Below are 19,415 nucleotides of genomic sequence, written 5' to 3'. Positions count from 1 at the left end.
CGACCTGTCGCCTGCGGCTCTACTCCGATTTTATTGCGGCCGAATCACTTTCCGCAGCCGGGGCAGGCTCGGCTTCCGGCAGGTGAACAAGGATCAGGCCGACGCCTGCGATGAGGAAGTTCTGCAGCGCGGCCGACGACGCGTTCACGTCGTCGTTGGCCCACATGCGGAACCACTCGCCGCCGACGGTCAGGAACCCACCCGCGAACAGCATCACCGCCATCGTCCAGCCCAGGCTCGACAATTTCGCCGCCACCTCGAGACCGGCTCGGATCCGGCGCGGCCGTCCGCTCAGCGCTCGCACCCACGCGGCTCCCGCGGCCAGCAGCACGAAGGCGATCAAGAACTCCCAGATCACCACCAGGATATAGGCGACGAGCGCCACATTGCCGTTGGTGATCGCGCGCCAGTCCGTTCCCGAATGGTGGATGGTCGCCTTCATCGACAGCACCGCGGCCACCCCGTTGCGGTTGGTGTCGGTGTCCACGCAGTTGGTGAACGCGACGAACAGGTAGTAGAAGCCGGTGATGGTGGCCAGTGTCGCCACCGCCATCCGACGGCTGCCCACCACGTCGAGAACCTTTGCGCCGCTGCGCATCATCTGGCCTACCTCGGGTCGATGGCATGGATGTCCGGACTTGAAGGCGTCGACGATCGTATAGGCCGCCGAACGCGGTCTCTCCCCACAGCGGGGGAGCCGGATCGCGTCCGAGCCCCGGAAACGCGGCGACTGCGCCACCGGGCACGATGACGCAGTCGCATACTGCGGGCTCGAACGTCTCAGCGGGCGGCTGGGGCGCGCTCCCGCCGAGCTGTCCGTCTTACTGTGCGGTGGTCTGCCGCTTCGGCAGCTTCCATCCCGGCCGCGGGAAGTGGCAGGTGTAGCCGTCCGGGTAGCGCAGCAGGTAGTCCTGATGCTCCGCCTCGGCCTCCCAGAACTCGCTCGCCGGGGTCACCTCGGTGACCACCTTGCCGGGCCACAGGCCCGAGGCGTCCACGTCGGCGATGGTGTCCAGGGCGATCCGCTTCTGGTCGTCATCGAGATAGAAGATCGCCGAACGGTAACTGGTCCCGATGTCGTTGCCCTGACGGTCCTTCGTCGTCGGATCGTGGATCTGGAAGAAGAACTCCAGCAATTCCCGGTAGTCCGTCCGGGCCGGGTCGTAGACGATCTCCACGGCCTCCGCATGGCCCGGGTGGTTGCGGTACGTGGGATGGTCGTTGCGCCCACCGGTGTAGCCGACGCGCGTCGACACCACCCCCGGCTGCTTGCGGATCAAGTCCTGCATGCCCCAGAAGCATCCACCGGCCAGAATCGCCTTCCGCGTGTCGGTCACGCCTCCTCCTTCGTGAAGAGAGTCCTGTACTGCCCGTAGCCTTCCGCCTCGAGGTCGTCGAGGTGGATGAACCGCAGCGCTGTCGAATTGATGCAGTACCGCAAGCCGCCCGCCGCGCGGGGACCGTCGGTGAACACATGCCCGAGATGGCTGTCCCCGAACGCCGAACGCACCTCGGTCCGGACCATCAGATGACTGAAGTCCCGCTTCTCCACCACGTTCCCGGCTTCGAGCGGTTTGGTGAAACTCGGCCATCCCGTGCCACTGTCGAACTTGTCGACCGAGGCGAACAACGGTTCACCGGAGACCACGTCCACATAGATGCCCGGCTCGTGGTTGTCCCAGTACTCGCCCGTGAACGCCCGCTCGGTACCGTTCTCCTGAGTGACGTGGTACTGCTCAGGGGACAAGGCGGCGACCGCCGCGGGATTCCGGTTGTACTCCCGTGCCACATGACCTCCTCATATCGGCCCCAGGTACAACCCGCGCGCCCGGCCGGAAAATCCCGGCGAGCCGGGCGTCACACCCCGCTGCGGCCGCCCGTCGGCTTGCCGCTACGCCGTGCGGCTCACCGTGGCTTCTGCGGCTGCCGGAACAGTGCTTTCCGCTGCCTTTCTCCGCGGCACCGTGAACACGGCGAGCACGCACAAAGACGCGACGACGAAGCAGGCGAGGGTGTACCAGAGATTGCCGATGGGGTCTCCTTCGCTGGTCACCCCGTCGACGGCGCCGAAGAAATCGGGCAACGCGGTCGCCCAGAGGAAAGCCATCACGCACAGGTACACCACGCTGTAAACACGGATGAAGTCGTTCCGATAGGGCACCGCGTCCGCCGCCTCGCGCCGTAGCCGCAGCCATCGGCCGCAGAGAACGACAACCGCGACGATGGTGACGACGATCAGTTCGGCGGCGTAGAGAATACCGCGCACTGTCGTGCTACCCATGCCGAACACCGTCGCCGGAATGGGCAGCACGGCGGTCCCCAACGACGCGAGTATGCCGATGACGGCCGTGCGCCCGACCAACTCCGGGCCGGAGAAGGTTCGTCCCCGGTCGACGTCGCGGCCGACGAAAAATTGCACGCAAAACGCGAGGGACATCGGCCACAGGGCGGCGAACACGACCACGCTCGGCAGCGGCACCGAATCGAACATCGGCTGATTCATCGGGTTGTCGGTCGACCACTCCCACCAGCGCAACTGCGGACCGAGGTGGTCGAAGATCTCGTAGAACGCATGGTGGACGAAACCGACGCACACGGATCCGACGAGAACGCCGTGCTGCCGGAAGCCTCCCAGCATCCTGACGATCTCGAACGCCAGCGTGGCCATGAACGGATAGATCGCCACGATGTAGAGCGGTAATCGACCCCAGAGGAATTCCACCGTGAACAAGTTGTGCGCGAACATCGTGTCGACGTGCGCATCGATGCCGAACGCCGCGGGGAAGTACAGCGGGGGCTCGATGATGAACAGGTATGCGGTCGCGCCGAACCAGAGGACGAGATTGGTGGGGTCGCCGTGGCGGCGCAATCGCAGGATCGCGTAGACGAGCGCGAGTATCGCGCCCAGGACGATGGTGAATTCGAGGACGGGCAGCGTCCAGTTCTCCAACGCGAACGGGTTTCGCACTTCGACCGGTCCGCCCGCCTCTGCACAGGAGAAACCGAGCGCGGCGGCGAGTTGCTCGAAGGTGGGTGCGCAATGTTCGGCCATCGGTCCGGCTCCTAGGGCGCGACCGCGTCGGCGGTGTACCAGTGTGAGACGTCGTAGCCGGCCTCGTAGCGCTCGAACCACACGTCGGCCAGTGCGGGCAGCTTCTCGTGATCCGGGTTGTGCTTCGGCAGCTGGCTGCGGATGATGCCCGCCAGCGCGACGAGTTGCTCGCCGAGCGGGAGATGATCGAACGCGCGCGGCATCGGGCCGTTGTCCTCCGCGTGCAGAAAGGGCAACAACTTACGCAGCTTCTGCCCGCGCCGGTACGTCGCGAACATCGACAAGGCGTCGACCCTTCGTTCCTCCAGAGGGACATGCTTGTTGAAGCCTGCGCAGGCGATCCTGATGACCTTCATCACGTGTCGGAAGATCGACGGCGCCATCCGCATGCGGTACACGTCGCTTCCGACGACGGAATCGAAAATGATCAGCGCGGAACTGCGATGTTCGACCTCTTCGACGAAGTGCCAGATGAACAACGACGCCACGCGGTCGTCCCCGGGCCGGAACAGGGTCGAGTCGTTGTCCAGCATCAGTTTGAACACCGGGGTGAAGGTCGCCTCCAAATCGGCGGTATAAGCGAGCCGATATTCGACCGGAGTGTTCACGGTGAGGCGGTCGAATTCCCCGATCACCTCGTTGAGCGTCTCTTGCAGCCCCGGATAGCGCCTGATCAGAGCGTTGGCGTGCTGACGGTGGGCGGTGGAATGCTGCCCCTCCTGGCGCACGAACGCGTCGGCTTCCTCGGCGACCTCCGGGTCGGTGATCAGCGGCATGGCCTCGCGGATCATGTTGACGATCATCTTCTCGAAGCCGATCGCCAGGAAGGACACCGCGTTGGCCATCGACGAGAAGGCCGGATTCTCTTCGTTCCACAAGAAGGGCACGTCGTAGTCCGCGAATGCGAAGCGCATCTTCCGGACTTGCAGATCGGTCACGTGGCTATACCTCGACTTTCGGAAATGAACGGTCCGGCGGCACCACCCGGATGCGCCGAGCCGCGGTGGCGCTGATCATACACACAACTGTCCAAGTGTATGATCAGAATCGATGAATCGGCCCCGGTGCGATGGCCCTGTGATACGGTCGAGCCCTTGATCCGGATGGTCGGCAGGCTTCCATCCAGGGGGTTCGCAAGCGACGGAGCTTCGAGTCGAGGAAGCGGGCAGTGGCAGGAAGGCGCGGGTGGGGCGGGAGTCCGCCGAAGAACGACGAGGAAGCTGCTCGCCGCATCGTCGACGCCGCTGTCGAGCTGATCGGGCAGACGGGTTCGGAGATCAGCATCGCGGATGTCGCGGAGTCGCTGGGAGTTATCCGTCAGACGGTCTACCGCTACTTTCCCAGTGCGGACGCGCTGATGACGGCTGCGGCGATGGCGTCGGTCGACGGTTTCCTCGATCGGCTGACCCGGCATGTCAGCGGTATCGAGGACGCCGTGGAGGCGATGACCGAAGGCGTGGTGTACACCTTGGCCGAGGTGCGCCGGATACCGCATCTCGGCATCTTGCTGTCGAGCACGTACTCGAACGTGCACCCGGAGAGCCTGACCTCCGAGGAGGCGCAAGCCTTCGGGATGACGATGATCAAACGCTTCGACGTCGATTGGGCGCGCTACGGGTACGACGACGAGTCGCTGCACGAACTCGTCGAGTACGTTCTGCGCACGATGCAGTCGTTCTTCATTTCCCCGGGCAATCCGCCGCGCGGGGAAGACGACCTGCGGCGCTATCTCCGACGGTGGATGGGGGCCGCGATCGTCGCCCAGATGAAGCCCTCGGCGAGCGTATAGCCAGAGGGGCAGCCGCAGAATCCCGCCACACGTCTACCGGGTGCGCCACAGTCCAGGCGTCTCGCGGCGGGCTCTTCCGGCGGGTGGCGGTCAGTTCCGGCCGTCGAGGCGGACGTCGACGAAGACGCGGCCGCGTTCGTCGCGCCGCGCTACCGCATGTCCTGGCCTGTCCACGCCGTCCAGATGCAGCGTGATGGGTCCACCCTCGTCCAGGAAGTTGCGCCACCAAGTCTTCTTGTCCGGCAGAGCGACTCCGATGACGAGCTCGTCGCCTTTGCGCCGATAGTTGACCGGTGTGCTGAAGGTTCGCCCGGACCGACGCCCCACATAGGTGATCACCACGAATCCCTTGCCGAGCAGCTGCCCGAGCACCGGCGCGCCGAGCAAGGCGGACACTCCGGCGTTCATCGCGTGTACAGCGCGTCCCGCCACCGTCTTCGATCCCACGATTCCTCCCGAGAATCCAGCGAACACCGCCACCCTAATCGCTCTTGCGACGACGAGCTCGATCCGGCAGCGGACGCGCGCACGGGAATTCCGTTTTGCGACGCGCGGATTCTGGTTGGGGGCAGGAATCGCCGATTGGTCGGCCCGTCCGGTCAGCCCGGCTCGATACTCGTGCACGACCGTCGTCACGGCGGTCGGAGGGCGAACGCGCAGAAGGGACACCGATGACAACCAGCTTGCCCGCATTCCCCGCGGCGGACGAAGATCTGCTGGACACCTGTATCCGGCTCCGGGAGATCGCGCCGGTGGTCGAGGTGGAGTTCCCCGGCGGCGTACCCGCCTACCTCGCACTGACGCACGAGGCGGTGCGCGAGATCCTCGCCGGGGACAACAAGACATTCGCGCGGGATCCGAAGCATTGGCCCGCCCTGCACGACGGTTCGATTCCGGAGGACTGGCCGCTGCGCGCGGTCGTGCAGGGCGACCATCTGTCCACCAAGGACGGCGACGACCATCGGCGGCTGCGCAGCCTTATCAGCAAGGCGTTCACGCCGGGCCGGGTGCAGGCGATGGAGCCGCGCGTGCAACAGATCATCGACAAGCTGCTGGACGAGGTGGTGGCCGCCGGTGACGGCGTCGATCTGGTCCCCACCTTCACCGAGGCGCTGCCCATGGCGGTGATCTGCGAGCTGTTCGGCGTGCCGGAGCACGAGCGGGATCGGCTGCGGCGCTGGACCGCGACCCTGCTGGCGCACACCACGCCGCCGGAAGAGGCGTTCGCGACCCAGAACTCGCTGATGACCTACCTGTACGAGCTGGCGGACCGGAAGCAGGCGGAGCCCGGCGACGACCTCACCACGGGTCTGGTGCAAGCACGCGACCAGGACGACAAGCTCACGGCCGACGAACTGGTCGCCGTCCTGTGGATCATGCTCGTGGCCGGCCACGAGACCACAGTCCACATGCTCGGACACGCGATCCTCGCGCTGGCGCAACATCCCGATCAGCTCGCCCTCGCCAAGGCCGAGGACCGCTGGGCCGATGTGGTGGAAGAGACTGTGCGCTATCGCCATTCGGTGATGATGACCAGCTGGCGGTTCACCCTGACGGAAGTCACCGTGGCCGGTGTGACCATCCCCAAGGGGCAGGCGGTCGGCGTCGCCTACCAAGCCTGCGGGATCGACCCGGCGGAGTACGGGGAGACCGCGAACGAGTTCGACATCACCCGGCGCCAGCGGGGCGGACATCTCGGGTTCGGCCACGGCCCGCGCTACTGCATCGGCGCGGGCTTGGCCCGTCTCGAGGGCAGGCTCGCGCTCTCCTCGCTCTACCGGCGGCTGCCGGACCTCGAACTCGCCATCGACCCCGCCGAGATCCCATACTCGCCGTCCTTCTTCACGGTCGGCCCGCTCTCGGTGCCGATCAAACTGGGTGCCGAGAAGAAGTGATTCCTGCGCGACGCGGCGACCGGTCCGGGGGACTACGGACTCGCACCGTGCTGCTTGCCGCGTCGCGCGCACATTCCGTCAGCGAACAGCATGGTGAACGCCTGCGCATAGCCCTCGCCGACTGAGCGTTCTCCGCCGTCACAGCGGTCGACGGGCATGGGATGGCGCTCGAAGTCAGCTCGCCGCTTCCGGCGTGGTGGACGCGGCGTCGTACCTCTCACGATTGGCGAGCACCGCGTCCATGTGGGTCTCCGCCCAGATCTTGACGCCGCGCATGATCTCGTGGAGCGAGAGCCCGAGGTCGGTCAGCTCGTAGGTGACCGTGACGGGGACGGTCGGTGTGACCGTACGGGTCAGCAGTCCGTCGCGCTCGAGGGAGCGCAGGGTCTGGGTGAGCATCTTCTGACTGACCCCGGCCAGTCGCTGTGACAGCTCGGAATAACGCAGCGCTCGCGGCTCGCCGGAGCATTCCGCTCCGTCGTGCGGACCGTCGCTGCCCAGCGCGGCGAGCACCAGCGCCACCCATTTGCCGGAGATGCGGTCGAGTAGCTGACGGCTGGGGCACTGCGCGAAGAACGCGTCGTAGTCCAGCTTTTCCTGCGCCCGTCGCTGGGCTGCCGTCCTGGTCGGCATCGGCCTCTCCTTCGTACCGCGCGGTGGCATACGCACTTCGAAGTGCGTACTTCCTGTTAGAGAGTTACTCGCCCATTGTGGGGTAGCAGTACCGACAACTCCACAGGAGGCAGCACATGTTCACCACATTTCGCGCCGCGGTCGTCCGGACGCCGGGCGGCCCGGACGCCATCGAGATCATCGACGTACCGGTCGTGGACCCCGGTCCGGGCCAGGTCCGGGTCGCGATCGCCGGGGCCACGGTCAATCCCGTCGATTTGGCGATCGCCGCCGGGGTGTTCCACGAACTCGGATTGATCGACCAGCCCGACCACACGGGCCTGGGCTCGGACTTCGCGGGCACCGTCACCGCGGCCGGTCCGGATGTCGACCTGCGGGTGGGCAGCCGCGTCGCGGGCATGCTCGGCGGATTCGACCGCGACTTCGGCACCTACGCCGAACAATTGATCGTCTCGGCGAGCGACATCGTCGCGGTGCCCGACGGACTCGACCTGATCGCAGCGGCCACGGTGCCACTGAACGGCTTGGCCGCGGCACAGACGGTCGACCTGCTCGGCGACGGCGGCGGCCGCAGCCTGCTGGTGACCGGGGCGGCGGGCGCGGTCGGCGGGTACGTCGTCTCGCTCGCCCAGGACCGCGACTGGCGGGTCACCGGCCTGGCACGCGCCGAGGACGAGGAGTTCGTGCGCGGTCTCGGCGCCGACTTCACCACAACGGCCGTGCCCGGCTGGGACGCCGTCGCCGACGGTGCGGCGCTCCAAGAGGAGGGGCTCGCCCTTGTCCGCGACGGTGGCCTCTTCGTCGGCGTGCGGCCGGGTTTGGCGCCGGCCGAGCAACGCGATATCACCGTGCGTGCCGTTGAGACGCGGTTCGAGGCCGCCCGGCTCACGCAGCTGCTCCACGACACCGCGACCGGCCGTCTTCCGGTGCGGGTGCACGCCGCGGTACCGCTCCAGCAAGCCGCCGCGGCGCACCGCGCGGTCGCGAAGGGCGGTGTGCGCGGGAAGTACGTGCTACGGCCCTGAAGTCCGGCGCGGCATCGCTTCGCCTACGGGTCGGGCACGGCACCGGCAATCGGTGCACGTGCACTCGGTCGCCGACCCGAGCCGAGGGCGGACCCCAACTCGCCGAGCGTGCGGACGGTAGTCCAATATTGCAACGTTTCCGCTGGTCAAGAGCCGATTGCGAACGGAGAACGCCTCGCCGATTCCGCGGACGATTCATTACCCGCCATGTCACGCTGCTGCGGTCCGCAGTTCCTCGGCAACTGGCAGGAAGGATCGATGACGCGTATGTCGCAAGGAGTTTCGATCGTCGGGACCACCTCGGAACAGCTCGCACGCATCGCCCTGGAAGGGGCTTGGGACCCCCAGGGGCAGGTTCGCCCGGAAGCAGTGCAGTTCGCGTCGAACTTGGTGACCGCGGTGCGGGAGCGCAGTGGCGAAGGGCTGGTGCCCGGCGACGTGGCGGACCTGGTGAACCGGGCACTTAACGTGGCCGTGCCGACGTTCCCGCGCATCGAAGTGTCCGGCGGGATCAAGCTGTCGGCGCACATGCTGCGGCAGACCACCACCCAGCCGTGCCCGCTGGTGGTCTTCCCGGCGGGGTGGACACCGTTCGGGTGGCCGTTGTTCGAGTACGCCTACCTGACACTCGCGGCGAAGGGCTACCACGTGCTGGCCTACACGCCGCGGGGCATCGGGCTGTCCGCCCTTCCTGGCACGGACGTGCCGTGGTTCGGCACGTCCGAAGGCACCGTCGATGTCGCCGGTCCGAAGGACCGGACAGACGGCTCCACGGTGCTCACCTACGCGATGGACGCCCTCGCGCCCAGCCGGATCGCCTTCATGGGCGAGTCCTACGGCTCGGGCATCAGCCAGCTCGTGGCCGCGGAGGACGAACGCGTCGATGTCGTCGTCGCCCTGAGCACCTGGGGCAATCTGGCGACCAGCATGTACGACAACGGCACCCGCCACCTGCGGGCCGTCGAGGCGCTGATCGGCTTGACCGGCGGCGCGCAGGAGGAGAAGTTCGACGAAGAGGCGCTGGAGATCCTGGCGAAGTTCGACGCCGGTGACGACATGGATCCGGTGGTCGACTGGGGCAACGACCGCGCCCCGGAGCGCTACGCCGGTTCCCGCGAGATTCCGACCTTCTTCTCCAACACCTGGCACGAAGGACTTTTCCCGGTGAACCAGGTGCTGGAGACCTTCGAGAAGCTCCCGCGACCGAAACGGCTGAACATGTGGATCGGCGACCACGCGGCGCCGGAAGGCCCCGGCCTGATCGCTCCGCCCGCGCACGGCGCAGGACCGAACGTGCCCTTGCTCGAGGCCTATGCCTGGCTCGATCACTACCTCAAGGACGAAGACAACGGCGTCGACCAATGGCCCGAGATCAGCAACCAGGTCATGTTCACGTACGTGACCACTCCCGCATCGGGCGACGGCCAGAACATGATCGTCGAACCGGCGCGGCGCGAGGAGAAGGCATCGTGGGCCGACGTCACCACCGACACCCAATCGCTGTTCCTGACCGATGTGCGCGAGGGCGGCGACGGTGGCCTGAGCCCCGACCTCGCGTCCGGCTGGCAGCGTAGCTTCGTCGTCGGCGCCGAGCCCGAGGTCGTGGCCATGGACAAGCTCATGCGGACCGGCCAGGAAGAGTGGGCCGGGAATCCGAAGATCTACCGCACCGACGAGATCGACCGCGCGCATGCCCTGGTCTGGTCGACGGGACCGCTGCTGGCGGCGCGAGGCGGCATCGCCCGGCAGATCCGTGGCGTGCCCCGGCTGGAACTGACCGTCGACAGCTCCGACGAGTCCGCGACGGTCGTGGCCTACTTGCTCGACGTGGCCGAGGACGGCACGGCGAGAATCATTACGCACGAGCCCAAGACGATCGAGTCGGATCTACCCGCCACTGTCGCGTGGGAATTGCAAGGCGCCGCCTACGACGTGCCGGACGGTCACCGAGTGGTGCTGGTCGTCGACGGCATGGACCCGTTCTATTCCAGCGTCAACCGGGTCGGGTCGACCATCACGATCAGTGCACCCGATGACGCGCCCTCCTGTCTGGAGTTGCCACTCGGCTGACCGTGGACGTGGCCCGGGGCCGGTGCCGGCCCCGGGCACGCGCAACGGCGACACCGGAAGGCGCTCGGTTCGGCCGGGTGCGAATTCCACCACCAGTACGTCGCGATAGGCCGGGCGCGCGGCGTCTGCGCCGCTTGGTTCGGTGCTCGCTGCGCACCCGTTCGAGCCACGGCCGGGAAGCGCTTCATCGGCGCCGACGAGCGGTCAACGGGTGGCGGCCCGGGTGGGCGCGGAGATGATGCGGTTGGCCTTGGCTTTGACCGCGTCGGGCAGGACGTGGTCGGCCAGTCCGAACGCCTTGGTGAGCAGCGAGGCGGCGAAAATCTGCTGCCGGTCGCCGAGCAGGGCTTCGACGCCTTGGCGCGCGACGTCGGCGGGGTCGTCCTTGGGTAGGTGGCCGATGCGAGTACCGAGCATCCCGGCGCGGCGGAAGAAGTCGGTGTCGGTCGGGCCGGGCATCAGCGCGGTCACGGTGACGTCGGTGTCGCGCAGTTCTTCGCGCAACGCTTTGGCGAACGACTGGATGAAGGATTTGGACGCGTTGTACACCGCTTGCCGGGCGCCCGGCATCGTGGCGGCGATGGACGAAGTGAACAGCAGTTTGCCGTCGTTGCGAGCGACCATGTCGCACACGACCAGTTTGGCCAAGTGCACCGTCGAGCGAACGTTCAGATCGATGACGGCGAGTTCGTCGCCGAGGTCGGTCTCGGCAAAGGCGCCTCCGCGGCCGACGCCCGCGTTGAGCGCGACGGCGTCCGGCTTGCGGTCGTTCTCGGTGGCCGCGCGGTAGAGCTGTTCGACACCGTCGGCGGTCCGCAAGTCGACCTGCACCGGCCGCACCTCGTGCTGCGGGTGGTGCAGCGAAGCGGCGGCGGTCTCGATGGCATCGTCCTCCGCGGCGATCACGACGTCGTAGCCGTGCTCGATGAACTGCCGGGCCAATTCGAAGCCGATACCACTGGAGGCTCCGGTGACAAGTGCGAGTGGTCTGTCGGTCATATGCTGCGGCTACCCCTTCCGGCCGCCCCCATACCCGCTGGTTCGACGCAGCGCGGCAGCGGCCGGGGGCCCGCTCGCCTCGGTGTGGGCGCGACCGGCTCGGTAGTCTGCAAGAGTGTCCGCCGCGCCCGCCGACGCCGACGCACCGATCGTTCCGGTGCGAGACGGAGTGTTCTTCACACTTCCCGCTGCCTTGCCGCGCGGCCGCCACAATCTGGGGCGAGAGCAAGTGATGGCGGCGCAACGGGAACGGCTGCTGGTGGCGGTGACCGAACTACTGGCCGCGCGCGGTTACGCCGGCTTCGGCCCAACCGACGTCGCGAAGCGGGCCGGAGTATCGCTGGCGGCTTTCTACGATGCGTTCGCCAACAAAGACGAGTGCGTCTTCGCGGGCTACGACCGCTTCATTCAGGTGCTGCTGACCCAGCTCACCGGCGCGGAGCTGGCAGGCCGGGACCGGCGGTCCATCGTCGCCGAGGCGCTCGGCCAGTACCTCGGCTCACTGCAGAACGATCTGGTGGTCGCTCGGGCTTACCAGGTGGAGATCGACGCATTGGGTCGGGCCGCGCGTCGGCGCAGACGGAAGTCGATCCGGCTGTTCGCGGAGTACATCCGAGGTCTGGTGCGAAGCGCGACGGGGAATCGGCAGCCGCTGCTGTCCGTCACCGCTTATATGGCCGTCGTCTACGCCGTCCGTCAACTCACCGCCGACGCGCTCGATGAGTCGGACGAGCCGGATCTGACCGTGCTGAGCGCCGACTTGGAGCCCTGGCTCATCGATCTGTTCCGAGAACGCTGATCCCGGCGTGCGCGGTAGCTCGGCTTGACATGACAGCCGCTGTCCCGCAGCATTGGCGTAAAGCTCGTTACTTCGATACCGCCCGCATCGGCGTGGCACGCCGCCGACCGTCCGATACCGCCGTCGTCGATCCTCGCGACGGATGCCTGTCGTCGAGAATCTCGAATGGCCGTAACAATCGCACTCTTCACTCGTGACCTGCGCGTCCACGACAATCCGGCTCTGCTGGCCGCCGTCCGCGAGGGCGCGGCGGTGATTCCGCTCTACGTCGTCGACGATCGCATCGTCGGCAGCGCCCGACCGGCCGGGAACAAGCTCCGCTTCCTCTCCGCCGCGCTGGCCGAACTCGACGCCGAGCTTCGCTGCGCCGGAGGACAACTGGTGGTTCGGCACGGAGACTATGTCGACGCGGTGGATCGCGTTGCCGCCCAGGTGCACGCCGACAGCGTCCATATCGCCGAGGACACCACCTGGTACAGCCGCTGCAGGCTCCGGGCGCTACGCGAACGGCTGGAGCGCCGCAGCTGTCTGCTGCACACCCATCCCGCCACTCTCACCGCCGTGGATCCAGCCGACTGCGTCCAGCACCGGCCGGACGACGAGGTTCCGGATTTCGCGACCTACTTCCGCCGATGGCTGGCGGCGCCGAAGCGACGTCCACTGGGCAAGCCCACCGAATTGATCGTCCCCCGCATCGACAGTGATCCCGTGCCGAGGTTCGACGGACTCGGCGACGCGGTCATCTCACCGCAGCTGGCGGTGGGAGGGGAGATCACGGGTCGTGCACTGTGGCGGGGCTGCACCGCCGACCGGCGGCAATCACTCGGCCGGTCGACGGGTGACCTCACCCGCGAGGGATGCGCGCGCCTGTCGCCGTACTTGCATTTCGGTTGCCTGTCCGCCGCCGAAATGGCGTACCACACCGACATGGCGACGACGGATGGACGCGCGTTCGTCCGCCAGCTCGCCCGGCGCGACTTCCATCTGCAGTTCCTCGTCGCGCGGGCCGACATCGCGCGGTCCGGTGATCGTCCGGACGAGCGGCAGACGCACGATCCCGTCGTCGTCGGCGCTTGGCGCGACGGCCGCACCGGATATCCGATCGTCGACGCGGGCATGCGGCAACTGGCGGCGCAAGGATGGATGCCGGAGCGCGCCCGCGTGATCGCCGCCGGTTTCCTCACCACGACACTGCGTGTGGACTGGCGGATCGGCGCGGAGCATTTTCGCCGGTGGCTGCTCGACGACGCCGCGAGCGACCGCTTGACCTGGCAGCAAGCAGGGCGTTTCGATCCGGGAGCGGCTGGCAGCGCCGAACGCTACGACCCGGACGGGAACTACGTGCGGCGCTGGATTCCGGAACTGGCTTCGCTGCCGGGTTCGGAGATTCATCGCCCGTGGCGACACCGCGTGCCGACCTCGGTCTATCCCGCACCCATCACGGGCACCGTCAACGCCTGACCGGCCGGTCGGGCGGTTTCGCCCGCGCACTGTCGGGTACCGCCGCGACGGACGTAGTTCGTCAGCCCGTCCCGAAAGTGCGAGGGAGATCAACTATGGCAACCACGATCGACTCGACCACCGATGCAATCGATTTCCTCATCCAGCAGCACGACCGGATCCGGCAGTTGTTCGTCGAGACCGCCGATACCTCCGATCCCGTGGAGCGCAAGAGCAAGTTCTTCGAGCTGCGCCGCCTGCTCGCGGTGCACGAGACAGCCGAAGAAGAAATCATCCATCCGCGCGCCCGGCGCGAGCTCGGCGACGGCGGCGCCATCGTCGACGCACGGCTGGAAGAGGAGAACAAGGCCAAAAAGCAGCTCGCCGATCTGGAGTCGCTGTCCATCAGCTCGATGGAATTCCAGGTCAAGCTGGCCAAACTGCGCGAAGCTGTGCTGGCGCACGCCGACCATGAGGAACGCGAGGAATTCAATCGGCTGCGCGCGGAACTCGACGACGAGACTCTGCAGCGGCTGCGCCGGACGGTCGAACTCGCCGAGACGATGGCGCCGACCCGGCCCCATCCCGGCGTGGAATCGGCCACCGCGAACGTTCTGGTCGGCCCGTTCGCCGCAATGATGGATCGCGCCAAGGACATGATCGGCAAGCCGAAGCATTGACCCGGACCGTGTCACGGACGCCGGCGGCGGGGGGGCCCCCCGGGGCCCCCCGCCGCCCGCCGCAGCCCCCACAGGGGGGGCGGGCCCCGCCCCCGGTTCCCGGCCCGCCGGGGGGGCGGCCCCCCCGGCCCCCCGCCCGCCGCCGGCGTCAGCGCCAAGTGTCGCGTCGGACCCGGCACAAGGCACTACCCGAGGTCAGTCCGGAATGTGCGACTCGTGCGTGAACGGCTTGGTGCCGCGGACCGCGGGTTCGCCTTCCGGGTTGGTCTCGGCGCCATGATTCACGCGGTCATCGGAGCGGAGCCACTCGGTGACCGGGTTGTCGATGTAGCGCCATTCCGTGCCCGACGGCCACGGTCCCTGCCCTTCGTTCCACGGGCCGCGGGCACTCGCGGCGCCGTTGGACATGTTGAACGCCACATTCTGGAACCGGTCGTCGCCGGGCAGCGCACCGGGCGGGAAATTGACCGGCAATTCGTTCAGCGCCGCGGTGAACTGCTGGAAGTGCGCGATTTCGCGCGTCATCAAGAACGACAGCGTGTCCTGCACACCGGGATCGTCGGTGAACTGCTTGAGGTATTCGTAGACGATTTTGGCGCGTGACTCCGCAGCGAGATTGCTGCGCAAGTCGACCGAGGGCTCCCCGTTCGCGTCGACGTACGCGCCCGTCCACGGCACACCCGCCGAGTCCTTCACCACGGGGCCGCCGCCGCTCAGCGCGAAGTACATCGGATTCACCGCGACCTGATGGATCACCTCGTCACGTCCGCCGGGCGTCGCCACGACCGGCATCCAGTCGCACCGCTGGTTGGCCTGCTTCAAGTCGTCGTTGAGCCCGTCGAGGAGCATGGTGATCATGGCGCCGACGATCTCGAGGTGACTGAGCTCCTCGGTGGCGATGTCCATGAACAGGTCGTAGGTCTTCGGATGCTTGCCACGCAGCATGAACGCCTGATTGAAATACTGCATGGCGGCCTTCAATTCGCCGTTGGCGCCGCCGAATTGCTCTTGCAGCAGGGTTGCGAAGCGCGGATCGGGACGGTCCACGCGAACTTCGAATTGGAGATCCTTGTTATGGGTGAACATCGCTCTCCTTACCAGTACGGTCGGCTGTTCGAGATGGCTTCCGGTGCCTAACCCAGCGCAGGACGAGCAAGAGAGGTGTTGCTGTTTCGCTGGCGACGATACGGGTTTCGGCAGCCGGTCTTCCGCAACGACACGAGGCGCGACGATCCGGCGAGCGCTGTCGCTCATCGGTGCGCGCGGTGCCCGCCGTGCGGGCGCTGGCTCTGGTGCGACGGACGTCCGGGTCCTGGGCTGCGAGCCGGCGCGAGTGGCGGACTGTGACCTGGCTGCCCCGTACGCATGGCGGCCACGAGTTCCGCGCAGATGTCGTGCGCGCCGAAACGAGGCGCCCAGCCGAGTTCTCGGCGGGCTTTGGCCGAGTCGATCAAGCAAGCGCGGTCGGCGAGGGTCAGCCACGCCGGGTGCAGCGGCTGCAGCCCGGTGCGCCAGCCGGCCCACGCGGCGGCGTCGAGCGCGCGCCGGGGCGCGGGCAGGCGGAACCCTCCGAACATCGCCGCGAGCGCGTCAGCGCCCAGGCAGGGTTCGGCGGCGAGATTGAACGCTCCCGCCGCACGGTGCTGCACTATCCGCCGGATCGCCGCGGCCACGTCCGAGCTGTGCACCAGTTGCAGCCGGAAGTCGCGCCACAGTGGCACGGGGGACAGGCGCGTGCCGATCAGTCGCCGCGGCAACCAGGGCGGCAGGATCCAGTCCGCCAGTTCCGCGGCGGCCTCGGCCTGCGCGATCCCGCACGGACGGACACGCGCGATACGGATCTCGGGATGGCGAGCCTCGAAGCGGTCCAGCTGTGTCTCCAGCGCCGCCTTGGACATGCTGTACGCGCTGCCGAGCACGCCGGACAGTGGCCACTCTTCCGAGACCCGCCGCCACCGCTCGGCCGGGGCGTAGGCGGCACAGGAGGACGCGGCGACGAGCTGGGGCACCGCCGTCTCCGCCGCGGCGCGCAGCACGTTTTCGGTGCCGATCAGATTCGTTCTGCGCATCGGCGGATCACCCAGACGCGGATGGATCGCCCATGCGAGATGAACGAGCACGTCGGCGCCCGCACACGCGGCATTCAGTATCTCGGCGGAGCCGGTGGCAGCGATATCGCAGGGCACCCACCGGACGGCCGCGTATGGTTCGCATGCGCGATCGGGTGCGCGCCGGGCGATGCCGACGATCTCGCAATCGTCGCCGCGCAAGGCGCGCAACAGCGCCGTTCCCACATTGCCGCTGGCGCCGGTGACGACGACTTTCATCGGCCGCACCGCTCGGCATCGCCTCGCGAAGTCGCCGGCATGGGCCACCTCCTCACCATCGCCCGGGTACCCCGTCGGTGGGAAAGGATGTCGCTGCGGCTCGCTGGGGGACATGGTGGTCTGCGACCTCGAGCCAAGCGGCGCTGTCGGCAGGCAGAGCACCGTCCGGCAACGGCTCGCTGGACAGCAACACCCGCTCGTGCCGGGGCAGCGCGGTCGGCCCACCCGAGATATTCACGATGCACACCAGGCCGGGCGTGCGATGGAGTGCCAAAACCCCCGTAGCGCTCGGCAGCCAGGACCACCCGCCCTCGCCGAGCGCGGAGTGGTTCCGGCGCACACCCAGCGCTCGGTGATAGAGAGCGAGCATCGAGTCCGGCTCCCGCTTCTGCAGTTCCGCCGTCAGCGATACCCAGCGCTGTGGCTGCGGCAACCAGGGCGGGGTGTCGCCCGGGCTGAACCCGAACGGCGGACGGAATCCGCTCCACGGCAGCGGTACGCGGCACCCGTCCCGCCCGCGCGCCGTGCGGCCCGACCGCTCCCACGTCGGGTCCTGCAGCACCTCTATCGGAAGGTCCTCGAGCTCTTCCAGACCCAGTTCCTCGCCTTGATAGAGATAGGCGCTGCCCGGAAGCGCGAGCATCAGGAGCAACGCCGCTCTGGCGCGCCGCCGCCCCAGCGCCACATCGACGGGGCCGTGCGATTCGTGCTGCGAACCGCCACCGCGGGTGGACGCCCGGCCGTAGCGGGTCACATGCCTGGTGATGTCGTGGTTGGACAGCACCCAGGTGGGTGGCGCTCCGACCGCATCCAGCGCTCGGGTCGTGCAATCGACCACGGCACGCAGCGCGTCGGCGTGCCAGGAACAGCGCAGGAAGTCGAAGTTGAACGCGGTGTGCAGTTCGTCCGGACGCACGTAGCAGGCGAGGCGCTCGGGTTTGGCCACCCACGCTTCGGCGACGAAGACCCGATCCGGGCCGTAGGACTCCGCGATCGCGCGCCAGCTCCGATAGATCTCGTGCACCTCCGGCCGGTCCCAGTGGGGATGGTCGGTCCGATCCGGCGGCTCCAGCATGTCCTCGTGATCGGTCGGGATATCCGGTAGATCGGCGTGCTTGATCAAGCCGTGCGCCACGTCGACACGGAAGCCGTCCACCCCGCGATCCAGCCAGAAACGCAGGATCGACTCGAACTCGGCGCGAACGTCCCGGTGCTGCCAATCCAGATCGGGCTGGTGAGCGTCGAACAGGTGCAGGTACCACTGGCCATCTGCCACGCGAGTCCATGCCGGGCCGCCGAACACGCTTCGCCAATTGTTGGGCGGACCGCCGGATGATGTGCCGTCCCGGAACAGATAGCGGGCTCGCTCCGGTGAACCCGGCCCGGCCGCCAGCGCCTCCTGAAACCACGGGTGGTGATCGGAGGTGTGATTGGGGACCAGGTCCACGATGATGCGCATACCTTGCGCATGGACCTCGTCGATCAATTCCTGCGCGTCCGCGAGTGTGCCGAACCGGGGATCGATGTCGCAGTAGTCCGCGACGTCGTAGCCGCCATCCGCCATCGGCGAGGGATACCAGGGAGTTATCCATATGGCGTCGACGCCGAGATCCCGAAGATAGGGCAGCCGAGATCGGATGCCGGCGATATCGCCGAGACCGTCGCCGTCGCCGTCGCCGAAGCTCCGGATGTAGATCTCGTAGATCACGGCGTCGCGCCACCAGGAAGCATCAGCGGCCATCGTCGCCCTCCTCTGGGCTCGTTCCAGGCCGGTTACCCGGAATCGGAGGCCGTAACGTCGGCGAGGTCGAGCGCGGGTCAGGGCGTGGGCCTGCGGGCCACGGTGTGGTCCGTGCCGGTCCGGGTAGTCGCGGAACATGGGTACTACAGCTCCACTTCCGGAAGAACGAGCAGGCGCTCCGCGACGAGCCGTGGTGACCGGGGGCGACTCCGGGATAGGTGCGGCGATCGCCGTCGCGCTCGCCGCGGGCGGGACCGACGTCGGGCTGACATTCCGCAGCGACCAGCGCGGCGCGCAGGACACCGCCGCACAGGTCCGCGAGCAGGGGAGGACCGCGGCCGTGCGCCGCTTGGACCTGTCGGACCTGCCGTCCGCCGCGTCGGTCGTCGACGAACTCGCCGACGAACTCGGTGGCGTCGATGTGCTGGTGAACTGCGCCGGGACCGGGTCGGCGCAGAAGGTGATGGAGATGGACTTCGACACCTGGCGGCACGTGCTGTCGGTCGACCTCGACGGCGCGTTCCTGTGCGCCCAGCGCGCCGCCGACCACATGATCGCCGCGGGCAACGGCGGACGGATCATCAACATCACCAGCGTGCACGAGCACGCCCCGCGCGTCGGCGCCGCGCCCTACTGCGCGGCCAAGGCGGGGCTCGGCGCGCTGACGAAGGTGCTGGCGCTGGAACTCGCCGAACACGACATCACCGTCAATTCCGTGGCGCCGGGCGAGATCTCGACACCGATGACCGGTCAGGAAGACGTCGACCCCCGTGAGCAGTCCCGCCCCGGCGTTCCGTTGGGACGAACCGGTCACGCCAAGGAGGTCGCCGCCGTAGTGGCGTTCCTCGCCACGCCGGAGGCCGGCTATGTCACCGGCGCGTCCTACGTCGTCGACGGTGGCATGCTCCTGATGGGACCGCAGGCGAGCAGCCTGTTGACCGACGAGAAATGGCGCACGCCTTGAG

At 67.7% G+C, this 19,415-nt stretch carries 19 protein-coding genes; 8 read left to right on the top strand and 11 right to left on the bottom strand.

Going from position 1 to position 19,415, the window contains the following annotated elements; genetic code table 11:
- Positions 1 to 19: 19 nt before the first annotated feature.
- From GVY64_RS11245 to GVY64_RS11225, 5 genes are all read right to left on the bottom strand, one after another.
- Positions 20 to 601, bottom strand: coding sequence for a DUF2165 domain-containing protein (locus GVY64_RS11245; protein ID WP_159840464.1), 582 nt, complete (start codon positions 599 to 601; stop codon positions 20 to 22).
- A 220-nt stretch (positions 602 to 821) separates the two neighbouring features.
- Positions 822 to 1,337, bottom strand: coding sequence for a peptide-methionine (S)-S-oxide reductase MsrA (msrA, locus tag GVY64_RS11240; RefSeq protein ID WP_159840463.1), 516 nt, complete (start codon positions 1,335 to 1,337; stop codon positions 822 to 824).
- Positions 1,334 to 1,789 (bottom strand): peptide-methionine (R)-S-oxide reductase MsrB, encoded by a 456-nt coding sequence (msrB, locus tag GVY64_RS11235; RefSeq protein ID WP_159840462.1) that lies wholly within the window; start codon positions 1,787 to 1,789, stop codon positions 1,334 to 1,336. The genes msrA and msrB overlap by 4 nt, the downstream gene beginning before the upstream one ends.
- Before the next feature lie 102 nt (positions 1,790 to 1,891).
- The gene (locus GVY64_RS11230) at positions 1,892 to 3,052 is read right to left on the bottom strand and encodes a hypothetical protein (protein WP_159840461.1); all 1,161 of its coding nucleotides are present in this window, start codon (positions 3,050 to 3,052) and stop codon (positions 1,892 to 1,894) included.
- A gap of 11 nt (positions 3,053 to 3,063) precedes the next feature.
- Positions 3,064 to 3,990, bottom strand: a complete 927-nt coding sequence (locus tag GVY64_RS11225; protein ID WP_159840460.1) for a metal-dependent hydrolase — start codon at positions 3,988 to 3,990, stop codon at positions 3,064 to 3,066.
- A gap of 230 nt (positions 3,991 to 4,220) precedes the next feature.
- Here GVY64_RS11225 and GVY64_RS11220 point away from each other — a divergent pair, with 230 nt between their 5' ends.
- A complete protein-coding gene (locus GVY64_RS11220; RefSeq protein WP_159840459.1) occupies positions 4,221 to 4,841 on the top strand; it encodes a TetR/AcrR family transcriptional regulator in 621 nt (206 codons plus the stop codon).
- A 90-nt stretch (positions 4,842 to 4,931) separates the two neighbouring features.
- Here the strand turns inward: GVY64_RS11220 and GVY64_RS11215 are convergent, their stop codons facing one another.
- Positions 4,932 to 5,249, bottom strand: coding sequence for a nitroreductase/quinone reductase family protein (locus GVY64_RS11215; protein ID WP_159840793.1), 318 nt, complete (start codon positions 5,247 to 5,249; stop codon positions 4,932 to 4,934).
- A 263-nt stretch (positions 5,250 to 5,512) separates the two neighbouring features.
- Between GVY64_RS11215 and GVY64_RS11210 the strand changes: the two genes are divergently transcribed.
- The gene (locus tag GVY64_RS11210) at positions 5,513 to 6,736 is read left to right on the top strand and encodes a cytochrome P450 family protein (protein WP_159840458.1); all 1,224 of its coding nucleotides are present in this window, start codon (positions 5,513 to 5,515) and stop codon (positions 6,734 to 6,736) included.
- A gap of 174 nt (positions 6,737 to 6,910) precedes the next feature.
- Here the strand turns inward: GVY64_RS11210 and GVY64_RS11205 are convergent, their stop codons facing one another.
- Positions 6,911 to 7,369 carry a winged helix-turn-helix transcriptional regulator gene (locus GVY64_RS11205; RefSeq protein WP_159840457.1) on the bottom strand — a complete coding sequence of 153 codons (459 nt, stop codon included), beginning with the start codon at positions 7,367 to 7,369 and terminating at the stop codon, positions 6,911 to 6,913.
- A gap of 116 nt (positions 7,370 to 7,485) precedes the next feature.
- Here GVY64_RS11205 and GVY64_RS11200 point away from each other — a divergent pair, with 116 nt between their 5' ends.
- Positions 7,486 to 8,394 carry an NADP-dependent oxidoreductase gene (locus tag GVY64_RS11200; protein ID WP_159840456.1) on the top strand — a complete coding sequence of 303 codons (909 nt, stop codon included), beginning with the start codon at positions 7,486 to 7,488 and terminating at the stop codon, positions 8,392 to 8,394.
- A 267-nt stretch (positions 8,395 to 8,661) separates the two neighbouring features.
- Positions 8,662 to 10,464: a CocE/NonD family hydrolase gene (locus GVY64_RS11195; RefSeq protein ID WP_201297976.1), complete on the top strand. Its 1,803-nt coding sequence runs from the start codon at positions 8,662 to 8,664 to the stop codon at positions 10,462 to 10,464.
- A gap of 204 nt (positions 10,465 to 10,668) precedes the next feature.
- Here the strand turns inward: GVY64_RS11195 and GVY64_RS11190 are convergent, their stop codons facing one another.
- Entirely contained in the window at positions 10,669 to 11,463 is a 795-nt protein-coding gene (locus tag GVY64_RS11190) for an SDR family NAD(P)-dependent oxidoreductase (protein ID WP_159840454.1), read from the bottom strand.
- A gap of 115 nt (positions 11,464 to 11,578) precedes the next feature.
- On the opposite strand from GVY64_RS11190, the gene GVY64_RS11185 reads away from it, so the two are divergent.
- The 3 genes from GVY64_RS11185 to GVY64_RS11175 all read left to right on the top strand — a co-directional run bounded on the left by GVY64_RS11185 (position 11,579) and on the right by GVY64_RS11175 (position 14,382).
- Positions 11,579 to 12,262 (top strand): TetR/AcrR family transcriptional regulator, encoded by a 684-nt coding sequence (locus GVY64_RS11185; RefSeq protein WP_201297975.1) that lies wholly within the window; start codon positions 11,579 to 11,581, stop codon positions 12,260 to 12,262.
- A gap of 165 nt (positions 12,263 to 12,427) precedes the next feature.
- The gene (locus GVY64_RS11180) at positions 12,428 to 13,723 is read left to right on the top strand and encodes an FAD-binding domain-containing protein (protein WP_159840453.1); all 1,296 of its coding nucleotides are present in this window, start codon (positions 12,428 to 12,430) and stop codon (positions 13,721 to 13,723) included.
- Positions 13,724 to 13,818: 95 nt separating this feature from the next.
- Positions 13,819 to 14,382 (top strand): hemerythrin domain-containing protein, encoded by a 564-nt coding sequence (locus GVY64_RS11175; RefSeq protein WP_159840452.1) that lies wholly within the window; start codon positions 13,819 to 13,821, stop codon positions 14,380 to 14,382.
- A gap of 195 nt (positions 14,383 to 14,577) precedes the next feature.
- Here the strand turns inward: GVY64_RS11175 and GVY64_RS11170 are convergent, their stop codons facing one another.
- From GVY64_RS11170 to GVY64_RS11160, 3 genes are all read right to left on the bottom strand, one after another.
- Positions 14,578 to 15,468: a manganese catalase family protein gene (locus GVY64_RS11170; protein ID WP_159840451.1), complete on the bottom strand. Its 891-nt coding sequence runs from the start codon at positions 15,466 to 15,468 to the stop codon at positions 14,578 to 14,580.
- A 164-nt stretch (positions 15,469 to 15,632) separates the two neighbouring features.
- Entirely contained in the window at positions 15,633 to 16,709 is a 1,077-nt protein-coding gene (locus GVY64_RS11165) for an NAD-dependent epimerase/dehydratase family protein (protein WP_159840450.1), read from the bottom strand.
- Between the two features lie 52 nt (positions 16,710 to 16,761).
- Entirely contained in the window at positions 16,762 to 18,450 is a 1,689-nt protein-coding gene (locus tag GVY64_RS11160; RefSeq protein WP_159840449.1) for a glycoside hydrolase family 13 protein, read from the bottom strand.
- A gap of 136 nt (positions 18,451 to 18,586) precedes the next feature.
- On the opposite strand from GVY64_RS11160, the gene GVY64_RS11155 reads away from it, so the two are divergent.
- Positions 18,587 to 19,414: an SDR family oxidoreductase gene (locus GVY64_RS11155; protein ID WP_159840448.1), complete on the top strand. Its 828-nt coding sequence runs from the start codon at positions 18,587 to 18,589 to the stop codon at positions 19,412 to 19,414.
- Position 19,415: the final 1 nt, after the last annotated feature.

It is taken from the genome of Nocardia sp. CY41, from assembly GCF_009829325.1.
Classification (GTDB): domain Bacteria; phylum Actinomycetota; class Actinomycetes; order Mycobacteriales; family Mycobacteriaceae; genus Nocardia.
This window is presented reverse-complemented; position numbering and strand designations above follow the sequence as displayed.

Coding starts and splice junctions, on each gene's coding strand:
- GVY64_RS11245 (WP_159840464.1), bottom strand. CDS start 601: ATGATGCGCAGCGGCGCAAAGGTTCTCGACGTGGTGGGCAGCCGTCGG.
- GVY64_RS11230 (WP_159840461.1), bottom strand. CDS start 3,052: ATGGCCGAACATTGCGCACCCACCTTCGAGCAACTCGCCGCCGCGCTC.
- GVY64_RS11215 (WP_159840793.1), bottom strand. CDS start 5,249: ATGAACGCCGGAGTGTCCGCCTTGCTCGGCGCGCCGGTGCTCGGGCAG.
- GVY64_RS11210 (WP_159840458.1), top strand. CDS start 5,513: ATGACAACCAGCTTGCCCGCATTCCCCGCGGCGGACGAAGATCTGCTG.
- GVY64_RS11205 (WP_159840457.1), bottom strand. CDS start 7,369: ATGCCGACCAGGACGGCAGCCCAGCGACGGGCGCAGGAAAAGCTGGAC.
- GVY64_RS11200 (WP_159840456.1), top strand. CDS start 7,486: ATGTTCACCACATTTCGCGCCGCGGTCGTCCGGACGCCGGGCGGCCCG.
- GVY64_RS11195 (WP_201297976.1), top strand. CDS start 8,662: ATGTCGCAAGGAGTTTCGATCGTCGGGACCACCTCGGAACAGCTCGCA.
- GVY64_RS11190 (WP_159840454.1), bottom strand. CDS start 11,463: ATGACCGACAGACCACTCGCACTTGTCACCGGAGCCTCCAGTGGTATC.
- GVY64_RS11180 (WP_159840453.1), top strand. CDS start 12,428: ATGGCCGTAACAATCGCACTCTTCACTCGTGACCTGCGCGTCCACGAC.
- GVY64_RS11175 (WP_159840452.1), top strand. CDS start 13,819: ATGGCAACCACGATCGACTCGACCACCGATGCAATCGATTTCCTCATC.
- GVY64_RS11170 (WP_159840451.1), bottom strand. CDS start 15,468: ATGTTCACCCATAACAAGGATCTCCAATTCGAAGTTCGCGTGGACCGT.
- GVY64_RS11165 (WP_159840450.1), bottom strand. CDS start 16,709: ATGAAAGTCGTCGTCACCGGCGCCAGCGGCAATGTGGGAACGGCGCTG.
- GVY64_RS11160 (WP_159840449.1), bottom strand. CDS start 18,450: ATGGCCGCTGATGCTTCCTGGTGGCGCGACGCCGTGATCTACGAGATC.
- GVY64_RS11155 (WP_159840448.1), top strand. CDS start 18,587: ATGGGTACTACAGCTCCACTTCCGGAAGAACGAGCAGGCGCTCCGCGA.